The sequence below is a fragment of the Flavobacterium chungnamense genome (genome assembly GCF_039539165.1).
GTDB lineage: Bacteria > Bacteroidota > Bacteroidia > Flavobacteriales > Flavobacteriaceae > Flavobacterium > Flavobacterium chungnamense.
In genome coordinates, this window is the sequence record NZ_BAABCS010000015.1 from 111,747 (window position 1) to 131,733 (window position 19,987).

Genomic DNA, 19,987 nt, shown 5'->3' on the forward strand with positions numbered 1-19,987 from the left:
CCAAAATAAATGAAAAAAATATTCAAATTTATATTAAATACTATTCCTCGTCCGATATTGATTCGTTTGAGTATTGTTGTGCGTCCAATTTTGGCTTTTTTATTAAAAGGGAGTCGTTTTACTGATCCTATTGACGGAAAAAGTTTTCGAATGTTTTTGCCTTATGGATATGGAAACCAAAGAAATAACGTGCTTTCTCCGAGCACCTTGTCATTAGAAAGACATAGATTGCTTTGGCTTTATTTACAAAATGAAACTGATTTTTTTACTACTACAGAAAAGAAAAAGGTACTACATTTTGCTCCTGAACAAGAATTTTATAAACGTTTCAAGAAGCAAACTAATATAGATTACACGACAACCGATTTACTTTCGCCTTTAGCAGATGTAAAAGCAGATATTTGCAATTTGCCTTTCGAAGAAAATCAATACGATATTATTTTTTGCAACCACGTTTTAGAACACATTCCAGATGACACTAAAGCCATGCAAGAATTGTTTAGAGTTTTAAAACCCGGAGGAATGGGAATCTTTCAAATTCCACAGGATTTATCAAGAGCAACTACTTTTTCTGATGATACTATTGTTGACCAAAAAGAAAGAACCAAAATTTTCGGCCAATATGATCACGTTCGCGTTTACGGTAGAGATTATTTTGACAAATTAAGAAGCATAGGATTTAGAGTTATCGAAGAAGATTACACTTCTAAACTTGCACCAGAATTAGTAGAAAAATATTGTTTAGCAAAAGGCGAAATTATTCCAGTTTGTTTTAAATAATTTATTGGCATAATTGTAGATAATAATATTTAGTATCTTTACGTTTGATAATAAAATGATTATGTTGAAAAAATATTTATCTATTGTACTTTTTTTATATGCAATTTCAATTTCCTTTTCACAAGAAAAAGAAATTAATCCTCCATATCATATCAAAACGATTTCGTTTGTTCAGAATGGACAGAATGCAATTCCATTGTTCCAATTGGGAGATTCATTTCAATTGCAGTTTGATGATTTACATGGAACTGAAGACAATTACTACTATAAGATAATGCATTGTGACTACGACTGGAAACAATCCCAATTATCCATCAATGAATATCTAACAGGTTTTGATAATCAACGCATTCAAGATTATACCAATTCTTTAAATGCACTGCAAATTTATTCGCATTATAGAATTCCATTTCCAAATAAACTTACACAATTAAAAGTTAGTGGTAATTATGTAATCAGTATTCTTAATGAAGACCAGGAAGTTGTTTTTTCAAGAAAATTTATTATTTATGAACCATTGGTTTCTGTTCCGATGCAAGTTAAAAGAGCTAGAAATGTTAAAGATGTTGAATACAAACATAACATTGATTTTGCAGTAAAATCTAATGCTATTACTTTTCAAAGTCCGCTTAAGAATGTGAAAGTACTTTTAATGCAAAACGGAAAATTCAACAACGCTATCAGTGATATAAAACCAATGTATACCATTGGTAATGATTTGATTTATAAATATGATTCCGAAACTCAATTTTGGGCAGGCAACGAATATCTATTTTTTGAAAATAAAAACATAAGAGCTGCTAACAATAGTATTGCTAGAATTGACACCGAAGGTGGTTTATATAATTGTTTTTTATACACCAGTAATGCTAGAGCTAAAAACCCTTACACATATTGGCCAGACATAAATGGTAATTTCAGTATTAAAAATATTAGTGCAGAAAATGATGAGATAGAAGCCGATTATGCTTGGATATACTTCTCATTATCAGCTCCATCCTTTTATCAAAATAAAGACATTTTCATCACTGGAATGTTTAATAATTATACACTTACAGATGAAAACAAAATGGAATACAATGCTAAAAAAGGCATTTATGAAAAAGCCTTGATGATTAAACAAGGTTTTACCAATTTTAATTATACTGTAGCAGATAAAAGTGGTAAGATAGATGAAGCCATCGCTATTGATGGTAATTTTTATCAAACTGAGAACAATTATTTTGCCATAATCTATTATCGTGAAAACAATCAAAGATATGATAGAGTTATTGGAAAAGGAGTTGCAACTTCAACAGACATAATCAATTAAAAAATCTTTAACATAAAAATCACATTGGATTTTTTATTATTTTTGTAACTTTACAAAAAGTTTCATTATGGTTTCTCAAATTACAAGAGGCATAAAAATATCAGTAATAACTAGTTTTGAAGGTACCTACTTCAAGAACTATAAGATTCATTTTGCTTTTTCTTACGAGATAACTATTGAAAATCATAGTAAAGATTCGGTTCAACTGAATTCTCGTCATTGGGAAATTTTTGATTCACTAAATGACATTGAAGTAGTTGATGGCGAAGGAGTTATAGGTAAAAAACCAGTACTAAAACCTGGTGAGTCACATACTTATAGCTCGGGTTGTTTACTTTCTTCTCCACATGGAGCAATGCGTGGTTTTTTTAACATGATTAACTTTACTACAACCAAAAATTTTAGAGTAATCGTGCCAACATTTCGTTTGAGCGCACCTTACGCTCTAAATTAATAAGTTTTTATTTTTTAAAAATACATCCGAAATTTCTCTCGAAAAGTTTCATAACATTTGTTATCAAAAATTTAAATTTTCCTTTGTACTTTTGTTACAAATTAAATAATTCGCATTATTTGAATTATCTATTTATCAAATTGTCTAATTTTCAAATTATAAGATATGCCTAAAGGATTCTTTCACGTACCAAAAGCGGTTAATGAACCTGTAAAATCATACGCTCCAAATTCTCCAGAAAAAGCAGCTGTCTTAGCTGCTTACAAGAAAATGTGGAACGAAACAATCGATGTGCCAATGTATATTGGTTCCGAACAAATTAAAACTGGAAACACACGAACAATGTCTGCGCCTCATGACCATCAACATATCGTTGGTACATATCATTTGGCTGAAAAATCACATGTTGAAAAAGCCATAGCTTCAGCATTGGATGCAAGAAAAAAATGGTCACAAATGCCATGGGAACACAGAGCAGCCATCTTTTTAAAAGCAGCTGAATTAATTGCTGGACCTTATCGTGCAAGAATCAATGCTGCAACAATGATTGCTCAATCAAAAACCATTTTTCAAGCAGAAATTGATGCATCGTGTGAATTGATTGACTTTTTACGTTATAATGTAGAATTCATGACGCAAATTTATCAAGACCAACCAACTTCAAATTCAGATGTTTGGAATAAAGTAGAATATAGACCATTAGAAGGTTTTGTTTATGCAATTACTCCTTTTAACTTTACTGCTATTGCTGCAAATCTTCCTGCAAGTGCCGCTTTAATGGGAAATACAGTTGTTTGGAAACCAAGTGATAGTCAAGTTTTCTCTGCTAAAATTATTATTGATGTATTTAGAGAAGCAGGAGTTCCAGATGGTGTTATCAACGTAGTTTTTGGTGATCCAGTGATGATTACTGATACTGTTTTAGCTTCACCAGATTTTGCAGGAGTTCACTATACGGGTTCAACATTTGTTTTCAAAGAAATTTGGAAGAAAATTGGAACACAAATTCATTCATACAAAACGTATCCTAGAATAGTTGGAGAAACAGGAGGAAAAGATTTTGTCGTAGCTCATCCATCAGCAAATGTTAAACAAGTCGTTACCGGAATTACTCGTGGTGCCTTTGAATTTCAAGGTCAAAAATGTTCGGCAGCTTCAAGAGCTTACATTCCTCAAAGTTTATGGCCAGCCGTAAAAGAGCAATTAATTATTGATGTAAATTCTATGAAAATGGGAAGTCCAGAAGATTTTTCAAATTTCATTACAGCAGTAATTCACGAAGGATCTTTTGACAAATTAGCAAGCTACATCGACCAAGCAAAAAAAGATGCTGATGCTGAAATTATTCTTGGTGGAAATTATGATAAATCAAAAGGATATTTCATCGAACCTACAGTTATAGTTACCACAAATCCTAAATATACTACAATGGAAACAGAACTTTTTGGTCCTGTAATCACTATTTATGTGTATGAAGATGCTAAATGGAACCAAACTTTAAAATTAGTTGACGAGACTTCAGAATATGCATTAACTGGTGCAATTTTTAGTCAAGACCGATATGCAACAATTGAAGCTACAAAAGCTTTAGAAAACGCTGCAGGAAATTTCTACATCAACGACAAACCAACAGGAGCTGTTGTAGGAATGCAACCTTTTGGTGGCGCAAGAGCATCTGGAACAAACGATAAAGCAGGCTCAATGCAAAACTTATTGCGTTGGGTTTCGCCAAGAACTATAAAAGAAACTTTCGTAACTCCAGAAGATTATAGATATCCATTTTTAGGAGAATAATTTCAAAAACAAAGTAAAATTTTAAAAGCTCATTCAGAAATGTTTGAGCTTTTTTTATTTGGCTGATTACTAATTTTTTGTATCTTCGAAAATCAAAACTAAGAAACTATGAAGTCAAAAATTACTTTATTATTTATTTTTCTTATTTCAATATTTGGCTATAGCCAAGATAAGACTTATGATTTATTGAAAGAAAGAACTGAAACTAAAATCCTACACGATAGAGTTTTTGATTTGTCAAAAGCAGCAACAATTGACTCTAAACCCATTGATGCAAATACTTTCAATCAGTTTTACCATGAAATTCAAAGAGCTGATTTTTTACAACGCTTACCAAAATATGAAGTTTTAAAAAACGAAGCCAATTTTGGAAAAGCAACTAAACAAATTCCGTTAGCTATTTTAATCACTGAGTATGAAACTCTAAAAAGAACTTCAATTGATAATGGTGATGTTTTTCTTCAAAACAATCAATATAATGTTAAACCAAATGCTACTGGGCTTTTTGAAAAACATACTATTAGTCTAGTATCGCCTTTATTAAGTAAATCAAATAGTAACACATTTCTACTTAAAGATGATTTTATTTTAAATTCTACCATTAAAAAAATTCTTTCTGTTGAACTAAAACTGGAAGATTCTAAATGGGTAAAAATCAATTTTAACAAACCTTTTCAACTAAATTTCAAAGAAACTGACAAACAAATAGTCGATTATAAAATTGAATTTACTGATGGAAGCAAAGTTCAAAATTCATTTGAATTTGAAATCATATCTATTGAAAATATTCAAGGAAAAAATAATGAAGCCCAAGCTCCAAATATAGTTTTACCTATCACCTCAACCATTGCTTATCAAGGTTATAACGAAACTGCTCCTTATTTTGGGCAAGGTGAATATGAACTTTTTATGGATACTACAAATGGAGTTTTAGACAAACCTATTTTTTTAGTAGATGGTTTTGACCCAGGTGACTCAAGAAACAGTACAATAATTTATCAATCTTTAAATTATGGAACTGGTCAAAATTTGGCTACCGATTTAAGAGCACAAGGATTTGATATAATTATTTTAAATTTTCCTGTTTATACCAGAACAGGAACAACAACAGTAGTTGATGGTGGCGTTGATTACATTCAACGAAATGCAATGATTTTGGTTGAATTAATAAACCAAATCAATGCACAAAAAGTGGGCAACGAACAGAATGTGGTTATTGGCCCAAGTATGGGCGGATTGATATCGCGTTACGCGCTTCGCTATATGGAAATGAATAATTTAACTCATCAAACAAGATTGTACATTTCTTTTGATTCACCACATCTTGGCGCAAACGTTCCAATTGGTTTTCAACATTTATTTAATTACATGGCTTACGGACCACTTGGAAGTACAGCAGTTCAGCCAGTAGTTGATGGTTTAATTAAAAGTCCTGCCGCTAAACAAATGTTGATTGATCATTTTGAAGGACACCTGCAATCGGGAAGTGTATTTGAATTTAACACAGCTTCAAACTCTCTACTTCCAACTGGAGCACCTAATTTTAGAAATGCATTTCAAACTGAACTCAACACTATGGGATTTCCTGTTAACACAAGAAATGTTTCTATTTCAAATGGCGCAGGAAATGGCACTATGAATTACGCTCCAAATTTTGAAGCGATGAACCATACATTTAACGTAACTTCATCACAGAGAGCCATAATTAATTTAAGATTTACACCAGCTGCGAATCAAACTAATGAAGTTAGCCGATTTAGAGGACAACAATATTTTTTATTTTTCTGGATAACTGGTTATGAAAGCGCTGCTAACTCAAAATCGCCAACTTATACAGATGGTTTAGATTCTGCGCCAGGAGGAAGATTTGACATGGCTGGTTTTCAAGCTGGAGCAGGAACAGATCCTTTACTTACAGAGTTTTTTGATAATTTATTAGTTGACTATTTTTGTTTTATTCCTGCATGGAGTTCTATGGCAGTTTCAAATTCAACAAATCTTTATGCTCCAATAAATAGCAGTTCAACTACGCCATTTGCAGCCTCTTCAATTCCAACAGTAAATGAAAATCACGTTACTTTAAACGCCCAAAACACAGCATTTGCTTTAACAGAAATTTTAAATCCAGTTTTGGCAAACAATGAAAATTTAGCTTTGAATAGTTTTTGGATTCAAAATCCGATTCAGAATAGTTTACAAATTAACTCTAATTACACTATCGAAAACGCCTCAATAGTTGTGAAAGACATACTTGGAAAAACTATTGTTGAAATGAAAAATCAAACTATTAATGGTTTACTTGAAATCCCAATTTCACTATCAAACGGTGTTTACTTAGTAACATTAAAAAATAGTCAAGGAAGTGTGACTAAGAAAATAATAAAAGGTTAAAAACTAAAAAGTCTCCAAATTGGAGACTTTTTTATTTCAAAGGTAAATGAACTACTTTTTTGGTTTCAAAGAATTCATCAGAAAAATAATCAGATAAATTGTATACGGTTGCTTTTGAAAAATCTTTCAACTCTTCAGACAAATCGCCACCTTTTAAATATAAAATTCCGTTTTCTAACTCGTGTTTTGATTTTGTTTTCATTTTTCCTTTTACCCAACTAACAAAATCAGGCATATTGGTAACAGCACGACTAACAATAAAATCAAAATCATGCGTAACGATTTCGGCTCTTCTTTGTTCGGCTTTAATATTTTTTAACCCTAATGTTTTAATAACTTCATTAACTACTTTTATTTTTTTAGCAATAATATCAATTGCATAAAAATTACATTCAGGAAATAAAATAGCCAATGGAATAGCAGGAAAACCTCCACCAGTTCCAACATCCATAATTTTAGAACCCGATTTGAATTCTAAAATTTTAGCAATTCCTAACGAATGTAAAACGTGACGTGTGTACAATTCGTCAATATCTTTTCTCGAAATTACGTTGATTTTTGCATTCCAATCTTCATATAAATTTTGCAACTTTTCAAATTGTTGTATCTGATTATCAGTAAGATTTGGAAATTGCTTCAAAATTTCTTCCATAAATTGAATTTTCAACAAAAATAGTCTTTTTGGTTAATAATTATGATTTGTTTTTACTTCTAAAAAAAATATAATATTTACCTTTGAGCAAATTATTAGAATATCAAATTATGAATACCACAACTCCTGTCTTCTCAAAAAGTGACAATCTTAAATTTTTTAGAACTTTAAATAAAAGAGTAAACGATTATTTTAAAGAAAATAACATTGATAAAACTGGAAATTGGAAATTACATTTAAAAACAATTGTAATGTTTACCATTTTCTTAACACCATACTTTTTTTTACTTACAATGCAAATGCCTTTTTGGGCCTATCTTTTACTTAGCGCAGTAATTGGTGTTGGAATGGCTGGCGTTGGAATGAACGTGATGCACGACGGAAATCATGGCGCTTATTCTAACAAATCATGGTTAAACAAATTGATGGGCGGAAGCATTTACATTCTTGCTGGAAATGTTTACAATTGGCAAGTGCAACACAATGTTTTGCACCATACTTATACTAATATTTTAGGTCACGATGAAGATTTAGAAGCTGGAAGAATTTTGCGTTTCACCAAAGAGGCAAAATGGTACAGCCATCACAAATTTCAACATTATTATTCATTTATTCTTTACGGATTATTGACTTTCAATTGGGCAATTACAACCGATTTTCAACAAATGAGACGTTATTTAAAGAGAAATTTATCTTATGGAGAGTTTAAAAAACCTGTAATTCGTTGGACAACTTTAGTGATTACAAAAGTGATTTATTTTTCAATGTGGATTGTTATTCCAATTCTTATTGGACATGTAAGTTGGTGGCAAGTTTTAATTGGATTCTTCATTATGCATTATACTGCTGGAGTTATTCTGAGCGTTGTATTCCAATTGGCTCACGTAGTTCATGAAACGGATAATCCAATTCCAAACGAAGAAGGTGAAATAGAAAATACTTGGGCAATTCACCAATTATATACTACTGCTAATTTTGCTCCAAAAAATTGGTTAGTAAACTATTACACTGGCGGATTAAACCATCAAATTGAACATCATATTTTTCCAAATATCAGCCACATTCACTATAATAAAATAGCTGAATTTGTAAGAGAGACTGCTAACGAATGTAATCTTCCATACTACGAATTCAAAACTACAAGAGCTGCTATTTATTCGCACTTTACGCATTTGAGAGATTTAGGAAGACAACCACAATTATCATAAATCAATTATTGATTCTTAAAAATGAAAAAACTTATATTCGTTTTAATCTGTTTAACTTTTATTTCGTGTAAAAAAGAAAATGAGAAGCCACAAACCGAAGAAGAAAAATATAATATAATTGTTGACCAAGCTGATGAAATAAATTCGAAATCAATGTCAGGTAGTTATTCTGGCATGATTCCTTGTGCAGATTGTGAAGGCATTGCTGTTTTGATGACTTTAAAAGATGACAAGACCTATTCTTTAGAAACGTTGTATCTTGGAAAAGAAAAAAACCAAAAAGAGAACCAAAAAGGCACTTATAAAATCAAATCTGATTTATTAATTTTAGATATATCTGACGCTCCCAACCAATATAGAATCGGAGAAAATTACTTGCTTCAACTTGACATGGAAGGACAAGAAATTACAGGTGAAACTGCTAAAATGTATAAACTTGTAAAGAACTAATTTCAAAAAACAACAACACAACACAACAATGAGCAACCCATTATCAGATAGAATTAATCAACTATCTACATCACAAACTCTTGCTATGGCAGCATTAGCAAGAGAATTAAAAGCACAAGGAAAAGACATTATCAGTTTAAGTTTGGGCGAACCCGATTTTAATACACCTGATTTTATCAAAGAAGCTGCTAAAAAAGCTATCGATGAAAACTACTCAACCTACTCTCCTGTTGATGGTTATATGGAATTGAAAGAAGCTATTTGCAGAAAATTTAAACGTGATAATAATTTAGATTACAAACCTGCAAATATTGTGGTTTCTACTGGAGCAAAACAATCTTTATACAACATTGCCCAATGCATGATTAATGAAGGTGATGAAGTTATTCTTCCTGCGCCATATTGGGTTTCTTACTTTGAAATTATAAAAATGGCTGGTGGAATTCCAGTTGAAGTTCCAACTTCGGTTGAAAGTGATTTCAAAATTACACCGGAACAATTAGAAAAAGCTATTACTCCAAAAACTAAAATGATTTGGTATAGTTCGCCATGTAATCCTAGTGGTTCTGTATATAATCGTGAAGAATTGACGGCTTTATCAAAAGTGATATTGAATCAAACAAACGAAATTTATGTAGTTTCAGATGAAATCTACGAACACATTAATTTCTCAGGAACTTTTTGTAGTATAGCTACTATTGATGGAATGTTTGACAGAACGATTACCGTAAATGGTGTTGCCAAAGCATTTGCTATGACTGGATGGAGAATTGGATATATTGGTGCTTCTGAAATAATCGCAAAAGCTTGTACAAAAATGCAAGGACAAGTTACTTCTGGAGCGAATTCTATTGCTCAAAGAGCTACAATTACTGCAGTTGATGCTGATCCAAGCGTGTTGAACGAAATGGTTACAGCTTTCAAAAATCGTAGAGATTTAGTAGTTGGTTTAGTAAAAAAGATTCCTGGATTAAAACTAAATGTACCCGAAGGTGCTTTTTACGTTTTCCCTGATGTTTCTTATTATTTTGGAAAAACTTTACGTGGAAAATTAATCAATAATGCTGATGATTTTTCGATGTATTTATTGGCAGAAGCTAATGTTGCAACTGTAACAGGTGATGCTTTTGGAAATCCAAATTGTATTCGTTTTTCTTATGCAACTAGCGAAGCATTATTAGCTGAAGCTATGAAACGTATTAAAGAAGCGGTTTCTTAAAAAAAATAAATTTAAATAAAAAATAGACCTCAAAATTCAAACTTTGAGGTTTTTTTATTGGTTTAATTTCCGAATCACTTTTGCAGGATTTCCAACGGCGAGTGAATTGTCAGGAATATCTTTTGTTACAACTGAACCAGCTCCAATCGTGCATCCGTTTCCAATTTTTAGACCGGGACAAATTACAGAGTTACCTCCTATCCAACAATCGTCACCTATTGAAACAGGTTTTGAAAACTCAACGGTTCGTCTTTCAACAGCGTCAAGTGGATGCGTTGCTGTGTAAATATGAACATTTGGACCAAAGAAAACATTATTACCGATTTCGATTTTCATGGTATCAAGAACCACACAATTCACATTGAAATACACATTTTCACCTGAATGAATATTATAACCATAATCGCAGTGAAATGGTGGTTCGATATATAATCTTTTGTGCGCATTAGGCATTAGTTCGCGTAGAATATTTCTTGAATTTCCATTCATAACATACTCAGTAACATTCAATCTATGAAGTAACTTTTTGGCTCGTAATCTTTCAGCTATTAAAACTTTATCATTAGCAAAATAGATTTCTCCATCGAGCATTTTTTCTTTTTCGGTTTTCATATTTGCAGAATTTATTTTTTAGAGCTCAAATATGGTATCGCTTTATTTAAAAGTGTTTGCTTAGCAAACTTTTTGTTGATGCGATTTCATAATTCAATTTTAAACGATCAAATATACTATTTTGCCACAGATTAAACAGATTAAACAGATTAGAAAAATATTTGTTAGAAAAACTATTTTAATTGTATTTTTGAGCTGATGCAATCTATCCTACAAAATATCGCTAAACATGTTTCTTTAACTTCTGATGAAGAATCTTTGTTTTTATCTAAAACCGAAACCAAACACTTAAAAGCTAAAACTATTTTATTGAGTTCGGGCGAAATTACTGATTGTACTTACTTCGTTAATTCGGGTATTTTGAGAAGTTTCAATATAAACGACAACATTATCGAACACGTTTTGCATTTTGCTTGTGAAGGCTGGTGGATTGGCGATATGTACAGTTATATATCAGGAAAACCTGGTAATCTTTTTATAGAAGTTTTAGAAGATGCCGAAGTGGTCATCATTACTAAAGAAAATCACCAAGAATTATACAAGGAAATTCCAAAATTAGAACGTTTTTTCAGAATTTTAGCTGAGAACTCATTGGTTTCACACCAAGAACGCTTAATGGATAATTTAAGTTTATCTGCAGAAGAACGCTTTGAAAAATTCTGTTCTAAATATCCAACATTAATTCAAAAAATACCACAAAAACAAATTGCTTCTTATATTGGAGTTACACCTGAGTTTTTCAGTAAAATGAAAGCTCGTTTACTTAAAAAATAATTTCTTAATCTACATTAAGTGCTTTTGGAATCTTATCGCTGTAAATTTGTATCATAATAATTAATACATTTATACATTATGAAAAATACAGTTTTACATACAGCAGATTCAAGAGGTCACGCCAATCATGGTTGGTTGAATGCTTATCATAGTTTTAGTTTTGCAAGTTGGTACAATCCGGATAGAGTTCAGTTTGGAATGTTACGCGTTTTAAACGACGACACTGTTGCTGCAGGAATGGGTTTTGGAACTCATCCACACGACAATATGGAAATTATAACTATTCCATTAGAAGGAGATTTGGCTCATAAAGACAGCATGGGAAATACTGAAACCATCAAAACAGGTGACGTGCAAGTTATGAGTGCTGGAACTGGAGTGCAACACAGCGAATTCAATCCGAATGCTGATCAACACACTAAATTATTTCAAATTTGGTTGTTTCCTAAAGTTAGAAACGTTGAGCCACGTTACCAACAAATTACTTTAGATGTAGCCGAGCAAAAAAATAATTTTGCACAAATTCTTTCTCCAAATGCTGATGATGAAGGTGTTTGGATTCATCAAGATGCGTGGTTTTATTTGAGTGATTTTGACAAAGATTTCTCTAAAAAATTGACTCTTAAAAAAGAAGGAAACGGATTTTACATCATAAACATTGAAGGTGAAATTGAAGTAAATGGAGAAAAATTAGAAAAAAGAGATGCGATTGGAATTTGGGAAACTTCTGAAATTGAAATTAAAGCGAATACTGATGCTAAGTTTTTAGTAATGGAAATTCCGATGGAACAGTAATTAGTGTTCAGTTAAAAAATAAATTATGGACGAAGTACAATTAAAAATCAATGATAAAAACGGTATTTTTTATATTGATGTTGATGGGAAACATGAAGCCATGATGACTTTTGTTTTTGCATGCGTTGACAAAATTATCATCGACCACACCGAAGTTAATCCCGGAAATGAAGGTAAAGGCTTTGGCAAAAAAATGGTGGTAAAAGCAGTAGAATACGCTCGTGAAAAAGGAATTAAAATTATTCCGCTTTGTCCATTTGCTAAAAGTGTATTTGATAAAACACCTGAATTTAGAGACGTTTTATAATTTAAAAAATCAATCATGGATGCAAAAGAACTAACCAAAGAATACACCAATGGCGAAGTTACCATTGTATGGAAAAATAGCCTGTGCAAACACGCTGCCGAATGTGTAAAAAACAATCCAGATGTTTTTAAACCTAAAGAAAAACCATGGATTCATGCAGAAAATTCGACTACTGAAAAAATTATTGAAACTATAAAGAAATGCCCTTCTAGTGCACTAACCTATTATATAAACAATGAAACAACCACCTAGATGGAAGTTTGCTGTAATGGTTTGGATAGCAATTTATCCAACAATTACATTAGTTTCTCTTTTAATTGGAGATTACATTAAAAATTTACCGCTACCTTTAAAAACATTAATCATGACTGGAATTTTAGTTCCCTTAATGGTTTTTGTTTTACTTCCTTTTTTAGGAAAAATATTAGGTAACTGGCTGAAAAAATAAATTATGAAAAAAATCATCGCTTTTGGAGCATCGTCAAGTAAGACTTCAATAAACAAACAATTAGCAACCTATGCTGCTAATCAATTTCAAAATGCTTCGGTAGAAGTTTTGGATTTAAACGAATTCGAAATGCCAATTTATTCGGTAGACAAAGAAAAGGATAACGGAATTCCTCAATTAGCTCAAGATTTTTATGCCAAATTGGGAACTGCAGATGCTATAGTGATTTCTTTTGCAGAACATAATGGTGCTTATTCGGCTGCTTTCAAAAACATTTTTGATTGGACTTCAAGAATCAATGCCAAAACGTTTCAAGAAAAACCAATGCTTTTACTTTCAACTTCTCCAGGACCTCGTGGCGGAAGTTCGGTTTTAGAAATAGCAAAAAATCGTTTTCCTTTTCAAGGCGCTGTTGTAAAAGGTAGTTTTTCTTTACCAAACTTCAATGATAATTTTGATGCTGAAAAAGGAATAACCAATGAAGATTTAAAAAATCAATTACTGGGAATTATAAGTTCAATCGAATAATATAAAAAAACGCCTGATAGATTTCAGGCGTTTTTACTTCTATTCTATTTCTTCTTCATTGTGGTATTTTCAAATGTAGCTACATCAATTACTTCTTCATTATCTATATCAAATGAAATTCTGATACTATCACCCACAATTGTTACAGGCAACTGATTGGATATTTGAGAAGAACCTACAAAAATATTCGGATAGTCTTTTGTTGTAAAATAATAAAAACTATTTCCATTTTTAACATCATTAGTTATTCTTGTTACAATGCTCTTAAGTTGCTTTTTATTTGTCAAACTGGAAGCATTCAATTTATTTCCAGTCATATTGTAAGCACTTTTAAAAGAAGTTAGCGCTTCACGCATCGAATTTCCAACACCCACAATAGTGTAATCACTAATGGCTACCATTGCGTACATTTTTACCAAACCTCCATCATCTTTTAAAGTCATAACATAAGTTGGTATCGAATTGATATTATAAGGAATTGGTAAAGATGATTTATATCCTTTTTCTTGAACTTTTCCCTCTGCCGAGCCTTGAGCTGCAAATTCAGTTGCTCCGCTTTGTTTATAAAAAGTAGTTTCTTTGGTTCTTGTGTCAACTAAAACAAATCCAACTGCAGATTCGTCTTTTCCTACAGAAGTTAAACCCGTATACCAATAAGATTTATTGTCTTTTCCGTAAACCAAAGTTAATCCTTCTGTAATCTGTAATTTATTAGCATTTGAAAAATTCCAATAACCATGAACATATTCACCCCAATCGTTTAGTTGTTCTTCAACAAAATCTATAGGTTGAACTCTATCCACCCATTTTGGAGCTTCAGCAATTTTGAATTCGGTCATTGCTCCTGTTTGGGCATCAACAACTACAATTCCTGTTGCGTCGTTTCCTGCAAAACCAATTTTTTTATCATAAACCGTTGCCACCCAAAACGGATTTCCTAAATCGTCAATTTCAAATGTATAATCGGTTAAACCAACGGTTGCAAATCCGTTAAAATATAAATGTCTTTGAATTTGACTTCCAAAAAATGCTTCTGTTTGGTATTTAATTTTAATGTCTTTTCCTCCAATATTCTGAACTAACTTTACGTCACGTTCGTTGGTTGCCGAAACCATCACATAACCCGAAGTTCCTTCTTGATTGTTCCACCATTTAAAAAAACCTGAATGTAATAATGGAGCCACCCAATACAAATCATCACCCACTTTTTGAATACAAAAATGTCCTAACTCCACTTGACTTCCCAAAGCAGGTTGTGAACCAAGAATTTTCTCACCAAGTAAATAAGCCAATTCTTCATCAACCACACGAATTTCATCAATTGATATGGGTTCGATATGATTGGCAATAGATTTACCATCGGCTACACTACCTATTAAATTTTTAAAAGATTGACTTCTAAACATTGGAAGACTTGTGAATAACGGAAAAACAAGCATATAAAACAGCAGTAACCAAATAATTATAAAAAATAACTTATTAGGTTTTTCAATCATTTGAATTTTCTTTTCGTTCACCACTTTGAATCGAGTGAAGATAAAAACTCCAATAATAGTTACTATTAAAAGAATTATTGGCAATGCAATGAATCCATAATTTAGTACCGGCAGATTAAAATAAAACAATAAAAAAGCAACGATAAAAAGTAGTAAAATAGCTTTAATTTTTTTCATAAGTTTATGATTATTTAGTACCTAATTAGACGTGATAATAAAATTAAAGTTACACAATTTAAATAAAATAGTATTTTTGCTATAGTTTTGGGTAATCCTTTTAAACTCTTAATCTTTTTAAACTTTTAAACTACATTTATGAAAGCATACATATTTCCAGGTCAAGGTGCACAATTCTCAGGTATGGGAAAAGATTTATATGAAAATTCAGCAGTAGCAAAAGAATTATTCGAAAAAGCTAATGACATATTAGGATTTAGAATTACAGATATTATGTTCGAAGGAACTGCAGAAGAATTGAAGGAAACTAAAGTTACGCAACCTGCCGTTTTTTTACATTCTGTAATATTAGCTAAAACATTAGAAAACTTTAATCCTGAAATGGTGGCTGGTCATTCGTTAGGCGAATTTTCTGCTTTGGTTGCCAATGGTGCACTGAGTTTTGAAGACGGATTAAAATTAGTTTCACAAAGAGCCATTGCAATGCAAAAAGCTTGTGAAATTACTCCATCAACAATGGCAGCCGTTTTAAATTTAGATGATAAAATCGTAGAAGATATTTGTGCTTCCATTGATGGTGTTGTAGTTGCTGCAAATTATAATTGTCCGGGACAATTAGTAATTTCTGGAGAATACAAAGCGGTAGAATTGGCTTGCGAAAAAATGAAAGAAGCTGGCGCAAAACGCGCTTTGATTTTACCAGTTGGTGGAGCATTTCACTCACCAATGATGGAACCAGCGAGAGAAGAATTGGCTGCTGCAATTGAAGCAACTACTTTTTCAACACCAATTTGTCCAGTGTATCAAAATGTAACTGCTAGCGCGGTCTCGTCACCAGACGAGATTAAGAAAAACCTAATTATTCAATTAACTGCTCCTGTAAAATGGACACAATCGGTTCAACAAATGATTAAAGACGGAGCTTCAAGTTTTACAGAAGTTGGTCCAGGAAAAGTATTAGTTGGATTGGTAAATAAAATTGATAGAGAAGTTGAAACTATTTCTGCTTAACATCTAGTTTATGCAAAATTTTGTAGACTTTTTATTGCATTTAGAATCAGAAAAAGTCATCGAGCCTAGTATCACATATTACGATTATGTAGCTTTAGATTTATCTATTTCAAACACAGAATTGAATAATCATAAACTTGAAACTGCTTACGATTATGAAGTTTTTATTCAGAATCATTTAGATAAAAATAATGCAAGAATTGCTTATGGTGGCTATTTAGAAACCAGAAACATATATAAAAGAAGTTCTGTTTTTAAAAACGAAAATACTGAAGAACGCAACATTCATATAGGTTTAGATTTATGGATAAATAAATCAGCTTCTATTCATGCGGCGCTAGATGGAACGATTCATAGTTTTCAAAACAACACTGCTTTGGGCGATTATGGTCCGACTATAATTTTAGAGCATAATATAAACGAATTTAAATTTTACACTTTGTATGGTCATCTAAGTGAAGACTGTTTATCGGACAAAAAAGAGGGACAAAAAGTGTTAAAAGGAGAGCAAATTGCAAATCTAGGTTTGCCACCAATAAATGGAGATTATGCTCCACATTTACATTTTCAAATTATTCTTGATATACAAAAAAAAATTGGTGATTATCCCGGAGTTTGTTCTGTAAATAATTTAGATTTTTATAAAAAAAATTGTCCTAACCCAAATATATTATTAAAAATTAAATAGTTATGAGAAAAATAATTTTATCCTTAGTATTAACTACATTACTAATTTCATGCAAGGAAGAAACTAAAGAAAAAGTAAAAGAAGCTTCAAAAGCCGTTGGCGCTGATTTAAAACAAGCCGCTGATTCTGCAAAAGTAAAAGCTAAAAAAGTTTTAGACTCTTCTAAAGTTGGTGAAAAAGCTAAAGCAATAATTGCAAAAGGTGCAGAAAAAGTAGAACAAGGAGCAAAAAAAGTTCAAGAAGCAACAAAAAAATAATTTTAAGCATTATTTAAACTATTTGGCATCTAATTTGTATTACTGAAATTGTTATTAATTTTAATCTTTAAAAAAATGCAAAAAACAATTTTAGCAGTAGCATTTATGGCTGTTGCATTGGTGTCTTGTGGAGACAAAAAAGTAGAAGGTGAGCCAACTGTAGGAACAGAAATTGGTGAAAAAATTGACACTGTTGCACAAAAAACAGAAGAAGTAATTGACACTACTCAAGCTAAGGCAGGTGAAGCTCTTGAAGAAGGTGCAGAAAAACTTGATGAAGCTGGCAAAGAACTTAAAGAAGCCGCTAAGAAGTAAAAAAAGAAATCCTCATAAAGTTATGAGGATTTTTTTATTTGTATAAATGTATAATATTTAGCTTCTTATCTTCTGTTCCCATTTCCAAGCACTAGCCAAACTATCTTCTAAAGTTGATTGAGCTTTCCAACCTAAAACATTATTAGCTTTATCGGTATTAGCATAAGCAGAAGTAATATCACCTTCTCTTCTACCTACAATTTGGTAATTCAGTTTTTGCCCTGAAACTTTTTCAAAAGCAGTAATTACTTCTAAAACTGAACTTCCTGTTCCTGTTCCAAGATTGAAAGTTTCTATTTTATCTAAATTTTGTTTGTTTAAAAGTCGTTTCAATGCAACAACATGCGCTTTAGCTAAATCTACCACATGAATATAATCACGAACGGCCGTTCCGTCAGCAGTTGGATAATCATTACCATAAACCGAAAGTTTCTCGCGCATTCCAATAGCAGTTTGTGTGATAAATGGCACTAAATTCTGAGGAACACCAAGTGGCAATTCTCCAATTTCAGCACTAGGATGCGACCCAATTGGATTAAAATATCTTAGTAAAATAGAATTAATATTGGTCACTTTTGCAACATCAGTTATAATTTCTTCGCCAATTTGTTTGGTATTTCCATATGGTGAAGCTGCAGGTTGCACTGAAGCATCTTCAGTAATTGGCATTTTTTCTGCTTGACCATAAACAGTACAAGAAGAACTAAAGATAAAATTCGGGTTAGACAATTCTTTCAATTCCTGAAGTAAATAAACCAATGCGTTGATATTGTTTTCGTAGTATAACAAAGGATTTTCTACACTTTCTCCAACTGCTTTTGATGCAGCAAAGTGAATTACTCCAGCAATATCATTATACTTTTTAAAGAAATTTTGAACCGACGCTTTATCACGCAAATCCATTTTTTCAAAAATTGGTTTTTTACCTGTAATTCTTTCTATTCCATCCAAAACACTTTCTGATGAGTTGGATAAATTATCAATCGCTACTACTTCAAAACCTTCATTTTGTAACTCAACAACTGTATGCGAACCTATAAAACCTAAACCTCCTGTTACTACTATTTTCATTTTTTTGAGATAATAGAAAAAAGAAGCAAGAGAAAAGACAATAAAAACACTTGCATCTTTTCTCTTGTTTCTTTTCTCTTATTTTAAATATTCTAAAACCGTATCCGTTATAAATTTAATTTGCTCGTCGTCCAATTCGGTGTGCATTGGTAATGCAATCACTTCTTTACATAATTGATTGGTTACCGGAAAATCTTCTTCTTTATATCTCGAATCCGCATATGCCTTTTGACTGTGCAACGGAATTGGATAATAAATCGCACATGGAATTCCTTTTTCTTGCAAATGTGCTAACAATCCGTCACGCTTTCCATTCATAATTCTGATGACATATTGATGAAAAACATGACAATCACAAGTTTCGCAAATAAAGGGCGCCCAAATATTTGAATTCACACTCAATGCAACAGAATATTTTCTAGCCGCATCTTGACGTGCTTTATTGTAAGTGTCTAAATGTGGTAATTTAGCTTTCAAAACTCCAGCTTGAATACTATCCAAACGTGAATTCACTCCTACTACATCATGATGGTAACGCTCATACATCCCGTGATTTACAATTCCGCGTAATGTGTGAGCTAATTTATCATCGTTTGTAAAAATTGCTCCACCATCACCATAACAACCTAAATTTTTAGATGGAAAAAAAGATGTCGCTCCAACGTGACCAATCGTTCCTACTTTAACTTTTGAACCATCTTTTGAAGTATAATCGGCTCCAATTGCTTGTGCATTATCTTCAATTACATACAAATTATGTTCGTTTGCAATTTCCATAATCGAGTCCATATTGGCAGCACGACCAAACAAATGCACCGGAACAATCGCCTTAGTTTTTGGAGTTATCGCTTTACGAATTCCATCCAAAGAAATATTCATATTATTCATATCCACATCTACCAAAACCGGAGTTAATTGCAACAAAGCAATCACCTCAACAGTGGCAGCAAAAGTAAAATCAGCAGTAATAACTTCATCACCAGGTTTTAAATCCAATCCCATCATCGCAATTTGCAACGCATCAGTTCCGTTAGCACAAGGAATCACGTGTTTTACACTTAAATAATCTTCTAAATCTTTCTGAAATTGATGAACCAAAGGTCCATTTATGTATGTATTATTTTCTAAAACATCTTGAATTGAAGCATTCACTTCTTCTTTTATTTTTTCGTATTGACCTTTCAAGTCAACCATTTGCAGTTTTCTCATTCTAAAAAAAATTTGAAATACAAAAGTATAACATTTCTT

Annotated in this window: 23 protein-coding genes; 18 read left to right on the forward strand and 5 right to left on the reverse strand. The window is 31.9% G+C overall.

Going from position 1 to position 19,987, the window contains the following annotated elements; all coding sequences use genetic code 11:
* Nucleotides 1-9: 9 nt before the first annotated feature.
* From ABD771_RS07605 to ABD771_RS07625, 5 genes are all read left to right on the forward strand, one after another.
* On the forward strand, nt 10-780 hold the full coding sequence (locus ABD771_RS07605) for a class I SAM-dependent methyltransferase (protein ID WP_345092993.1): 771 nt from the start codon (nt 10-12) through the stop codon (nt 778-780).
* Nucleotides 781-835: 55 nt separating this feature from the next.
* The gene (locus ABD771_RS07610) at nt 836-2,092 is read left to right on the forward strand and encodes a type IX secretion system plug protein (RefSeq protein WP_425556458.1); all 1,257 of its coding nucleotides are present in this window, start codon (nt 836-838) and stop codon (nt 2,090-2,092) included.
* Between the two features lie 67 nt (nt 2,093-2,159).
* Nucleotides 2,160-2,546 (forward strand): Co2+/Mg2+ efflux protein ApaG, encoded by a 387-nt coding sequence (gene apaG, locus ABD771_RS07615; RefSeq protein WP_345092998.1) that lies wholly within the window; start codon nt 2,160-2,162, stop codon nt 2,544-2,546.
* A 165-nt stretch (nt 2,547-2,711) separates the two neighbouring features.
* The gene (pruA, locus tag ABD771_RS07620) at nt 2,712-4,340 is read left to right on the forward strand and encodes an L-glutamate gamma-semialdehyde dehydrogenase (RefSeq protein ID WP_345093002.1); all 1,629 of its coding nucleotides are present in this window, start codon (nt 2,712-2,714) and stop codon (nt 4,338-4,340) included.
* A 108-nt stretch (nt 4,341-4,448) separates the two neighbouring features.
* Complete coding sequence (locus tag ABD771_RS07625; RefSeq protein WP_345093005.1) at nt 4,449-6,731, forward strand: T9SS type A sorting domain-containing protein; 2,283 nt, start codon at nt 4,449-4,451, stop codon at nt 6,729-6,731.
* A gap of 31 nt (nt 6,732-6,762) precedes the next feature.
* Here ABD771_RS07625 and rsmG read toward each other — a convergent pair whose 3' ends face one another.
* Nucleotides 6,763-7,383 (reverse strand): 16S rRNA (guanine(527)-N(7))-methyltransferase RsmG, encoded by a 621-nt coding sequence (gene rsmG, locus ABD771_RS07630; protein WP_345093008.1) that lies wholly within the window; start codon nt 7,381-7,383, stop codon nt 6,763-6,765.
* Between the two features lie 110 nt (nt 7,384-7,493).
* Between rsmG and ABD771_RS07635 the strand changes: the two genes are divergently transcribed.
* The 3 genes from ABD771_RS07635 to ABD771_RS07645 are packed head-to-tail and all read left to right on the forward strand — an operon-like array spanning nt 7,494 to nt 10,260.
* On the forward strand, nt 7,494-8,591 hold the full coding sequence (locus ABD771_RS07635; protein WP_345093204.1) for a fatty acid desaturase family protein: 1,098 nt from the start codon (nt 7,494-7,496) through the stop codon (nt 8,589-8,591).
* Nucleotides 8,592-8,612: 21 nt separating this feature from the next.
* A complete protein-coding gene (locus ABD771_RS07640; RefSeq protein WP_345093011.1) occupies nt 8,613-9,041 on the forward strand; it encodes a copper resistance protein NlpE in 429 nt (142 codons plus the stop codon).
* 28 nt (nt 9,042-9,069) lie between these two features.
* Nucleotides 9,070-10,260, forward strand: coding sequence for a pyridoxal phosphate-dependent aminotransferase (locus ABD771_RS07645; RefSeq protein ID WP_345093013.1), 1,191 nt, complete (start codon nt 9,070-9,072; stop codon nt 10,258-10,260).
* A gap of 54 nt (nt 10,261-10,314) precedes the next feature.
* Here the strand turns inward: ABD771_RS07645 and ABD771_RS07650 are convergent, their stop codons facing one another.
* Nucleotides 10,315-10,872, reverse strand: a complete 558-nt coding sequence (locus ABD771_RS07650) for a sugar O-acetyltransferase (protein WP_345093016.1) — start codon at nt 10,870-10,872, stop codon at nt 10,315-10,317.
* 198 nt (nt 10,873-11,070) lie between these two features.
* Here ABD771_RS07650 and ABD771_RS07655 point away from each other — a divergent pair, with 198 nt between their 5' ends.
* The 6 genes from ABD771_RS07655 to ABD771_RS07680 all read left to right on the forward strand — a co-directional run bounded on the left by ABD771_RS07655 (nt 11,071) and on the right by ABD771_RS07680 (nt 13,724).
* The gene (locus ABD771_RS07655; protein WP_345093018.1) at nt 11,071-11,646 is read left to right on the forward strand and encodes a Crp/Fnr family transcriptional regulator; all 576 of its coding nucleotides are present in this window, start codon (nt 11,071-11,073) and stop codon (nt 11,644-11,646) included.
* A gap of 78 nt (nt 11,647-11,724) precedes the next feature.
* Entirely contained in the window at nt 11,725-12,441 is a 717-nt protein-coding gene (locus ABD771_RS07660; RefSeq protein ID WP_345093021.1) for a pirin family protein, read from the forward strand.
* A gap of 25 nt (nt 12,442-12,466) precedes the next feature.
* On the forward strand, nt 12,467-12,748 hold the full coding sequence (locus ABD771_RS07665) for a GNAT family N-acetyltransferase (protein ID WP_345093024.1): 282 nt from the start codon (nt 12,467-12,469) through the stop codon (nt 12,746-12,748).
* Between the two features lie 15 nt (nt 12,749-12,763).
* On the forward strand, nt 12,764-13,000 hold the full coding sequence (locus ABD771_RS07670) for a (4Fe-4S)-binding protein (RefSeq protein WP_345093027.1): 237 nt from the start codon (nt 12,764-12,766) through the stop codon (nt 12,998-13,000).
* Entirely contained in the window at nt 12,984-13,196 is a 213-nt protein-coding gene (locus tag ABD771_RS07675) for a putative antibiotic biosynthesis monooxygenase (RefSeq protein ID WP_298305707.1), read from the forward strand. The genes ABD771_RS07670 and ABD771_RS07675 overlap by 17 nt, the downstream gene beginning before the upstream one ends.
* Nucleotides 13,197-13,199: 3 nt before the next feature.
* Nucleotides 13,200-13,724 (forward strand): NADPH-dependent FMN reductase, encoded by a 525-nt coding sequence (locus tag ABD771_RS07680; protein ID WP_345093031.1) that lies wholly within the window; start codon nt 13,200-13,202, stop codon nt 13,722-13,724.
* Between the two features lie 44 nt (nt 13,725-13,768).
* On the opposite strand, the gene ABD771_RS07685 is transcribed toward ABD771_RS07680, so the two are convergent.
* Nucleotides 13,769-15,397, reverse strand: a complete 1,629-nt coding sequence (locus ABD771_RS07685; RefSeq protein WP_345093032.1) for a hypothetical protein — start codon at nt 15,395-15,397, stop codon at nt 13,769-13,771.
* A gap of 138 nt (nt 15,398-15,535) precedes the next feature.
* On the opposite strand from ABD771_RS07685, the gene fabD reads away from it, so the two are divergent.
* The 4 genes from fabD (at nt 15,536) to ABD771_RS07705 (ending at nt 17,668) form a co-directional block, all read left to right on the forward strand.
* Nucleotides 15,536-16,408 carry an ACP S-malonyltransferase gene (gene fabD / locus ABD771_RS07690; protein ID WP_345093034.1) on the forward strand — a complete coding sequence of 291 codons (873 nt, stop codon included), beginning with the start codon at nt 15,536-15,538 and terminating at the stop codon, nt 16,406-16,408.
* Nucleotides 16,409-16,418: 10 nt separating this feature from the next.
* Entirely contained in the window at nt 16,419-17,096 is a 678-nt protein-coding gene (locus tag ABD771_RS07695) for a peptidoglycan DD-metalloendopeptidase family protein (protein ID WP_345093038.1), read from the forward strand.
* Nucleotides 17,097-17,098: 2 nt separating this feature from the next.
* Nucleotides 17,099-17,353 carry a hypothetical protein gene (locus ABD771_RS07700; protein ID WP_345093041.1) on the forward strand — a complete coding sequence of 85 codons (255 nt, stop codon included), beginning with the start codon at nt 17,099-17,101 and terminating at the stop codon, nt 17,351-17,353.
* A 75-nt stretch (nt 17,354-17,428) separates the two neighbouring features.
* Entirely contained in the window at nt 17,429-17,668 is a 240-nt protein-coding gene (locus ABD771_RS07705) for a hypothetical protein (RefSeq protein ID WP_345093044.1), read from the forward strand.
* 57 nt (nt 17,669-17,725) lie between these two features.
* Here ABD771_RS07705 and galE read toward each other — a convergent pair whose 3' ends face one another.
* Nucleotides 17,726-18,739, reverse strand: coding sequence for a UDP-glucose 4-epimerase GalE (galE, locus tag ABD771_RS07710; RefSeq protein WP_345093047.1), 1,014 nt, complete (start codon nt 18,737-18,739; stop codon nt 17,726-17,728).
* A 78-nt stretch (nt 18,740-18,817) separates the two neighbouring features.
* Complete coding sequence (locus ABD771_RS07715) at nt 18,818-19,948, reverse strand: DegT/DnrJ/EryC1/StrS family aminotransferase (protein ID WP_345093051.1); 1,131 nt, start codon at nt 19,946-19,948, stop codon at nt 18,818-18,820.
* Nucleotides 19,949-19,987: the final 39 nt, after the last annotated feature.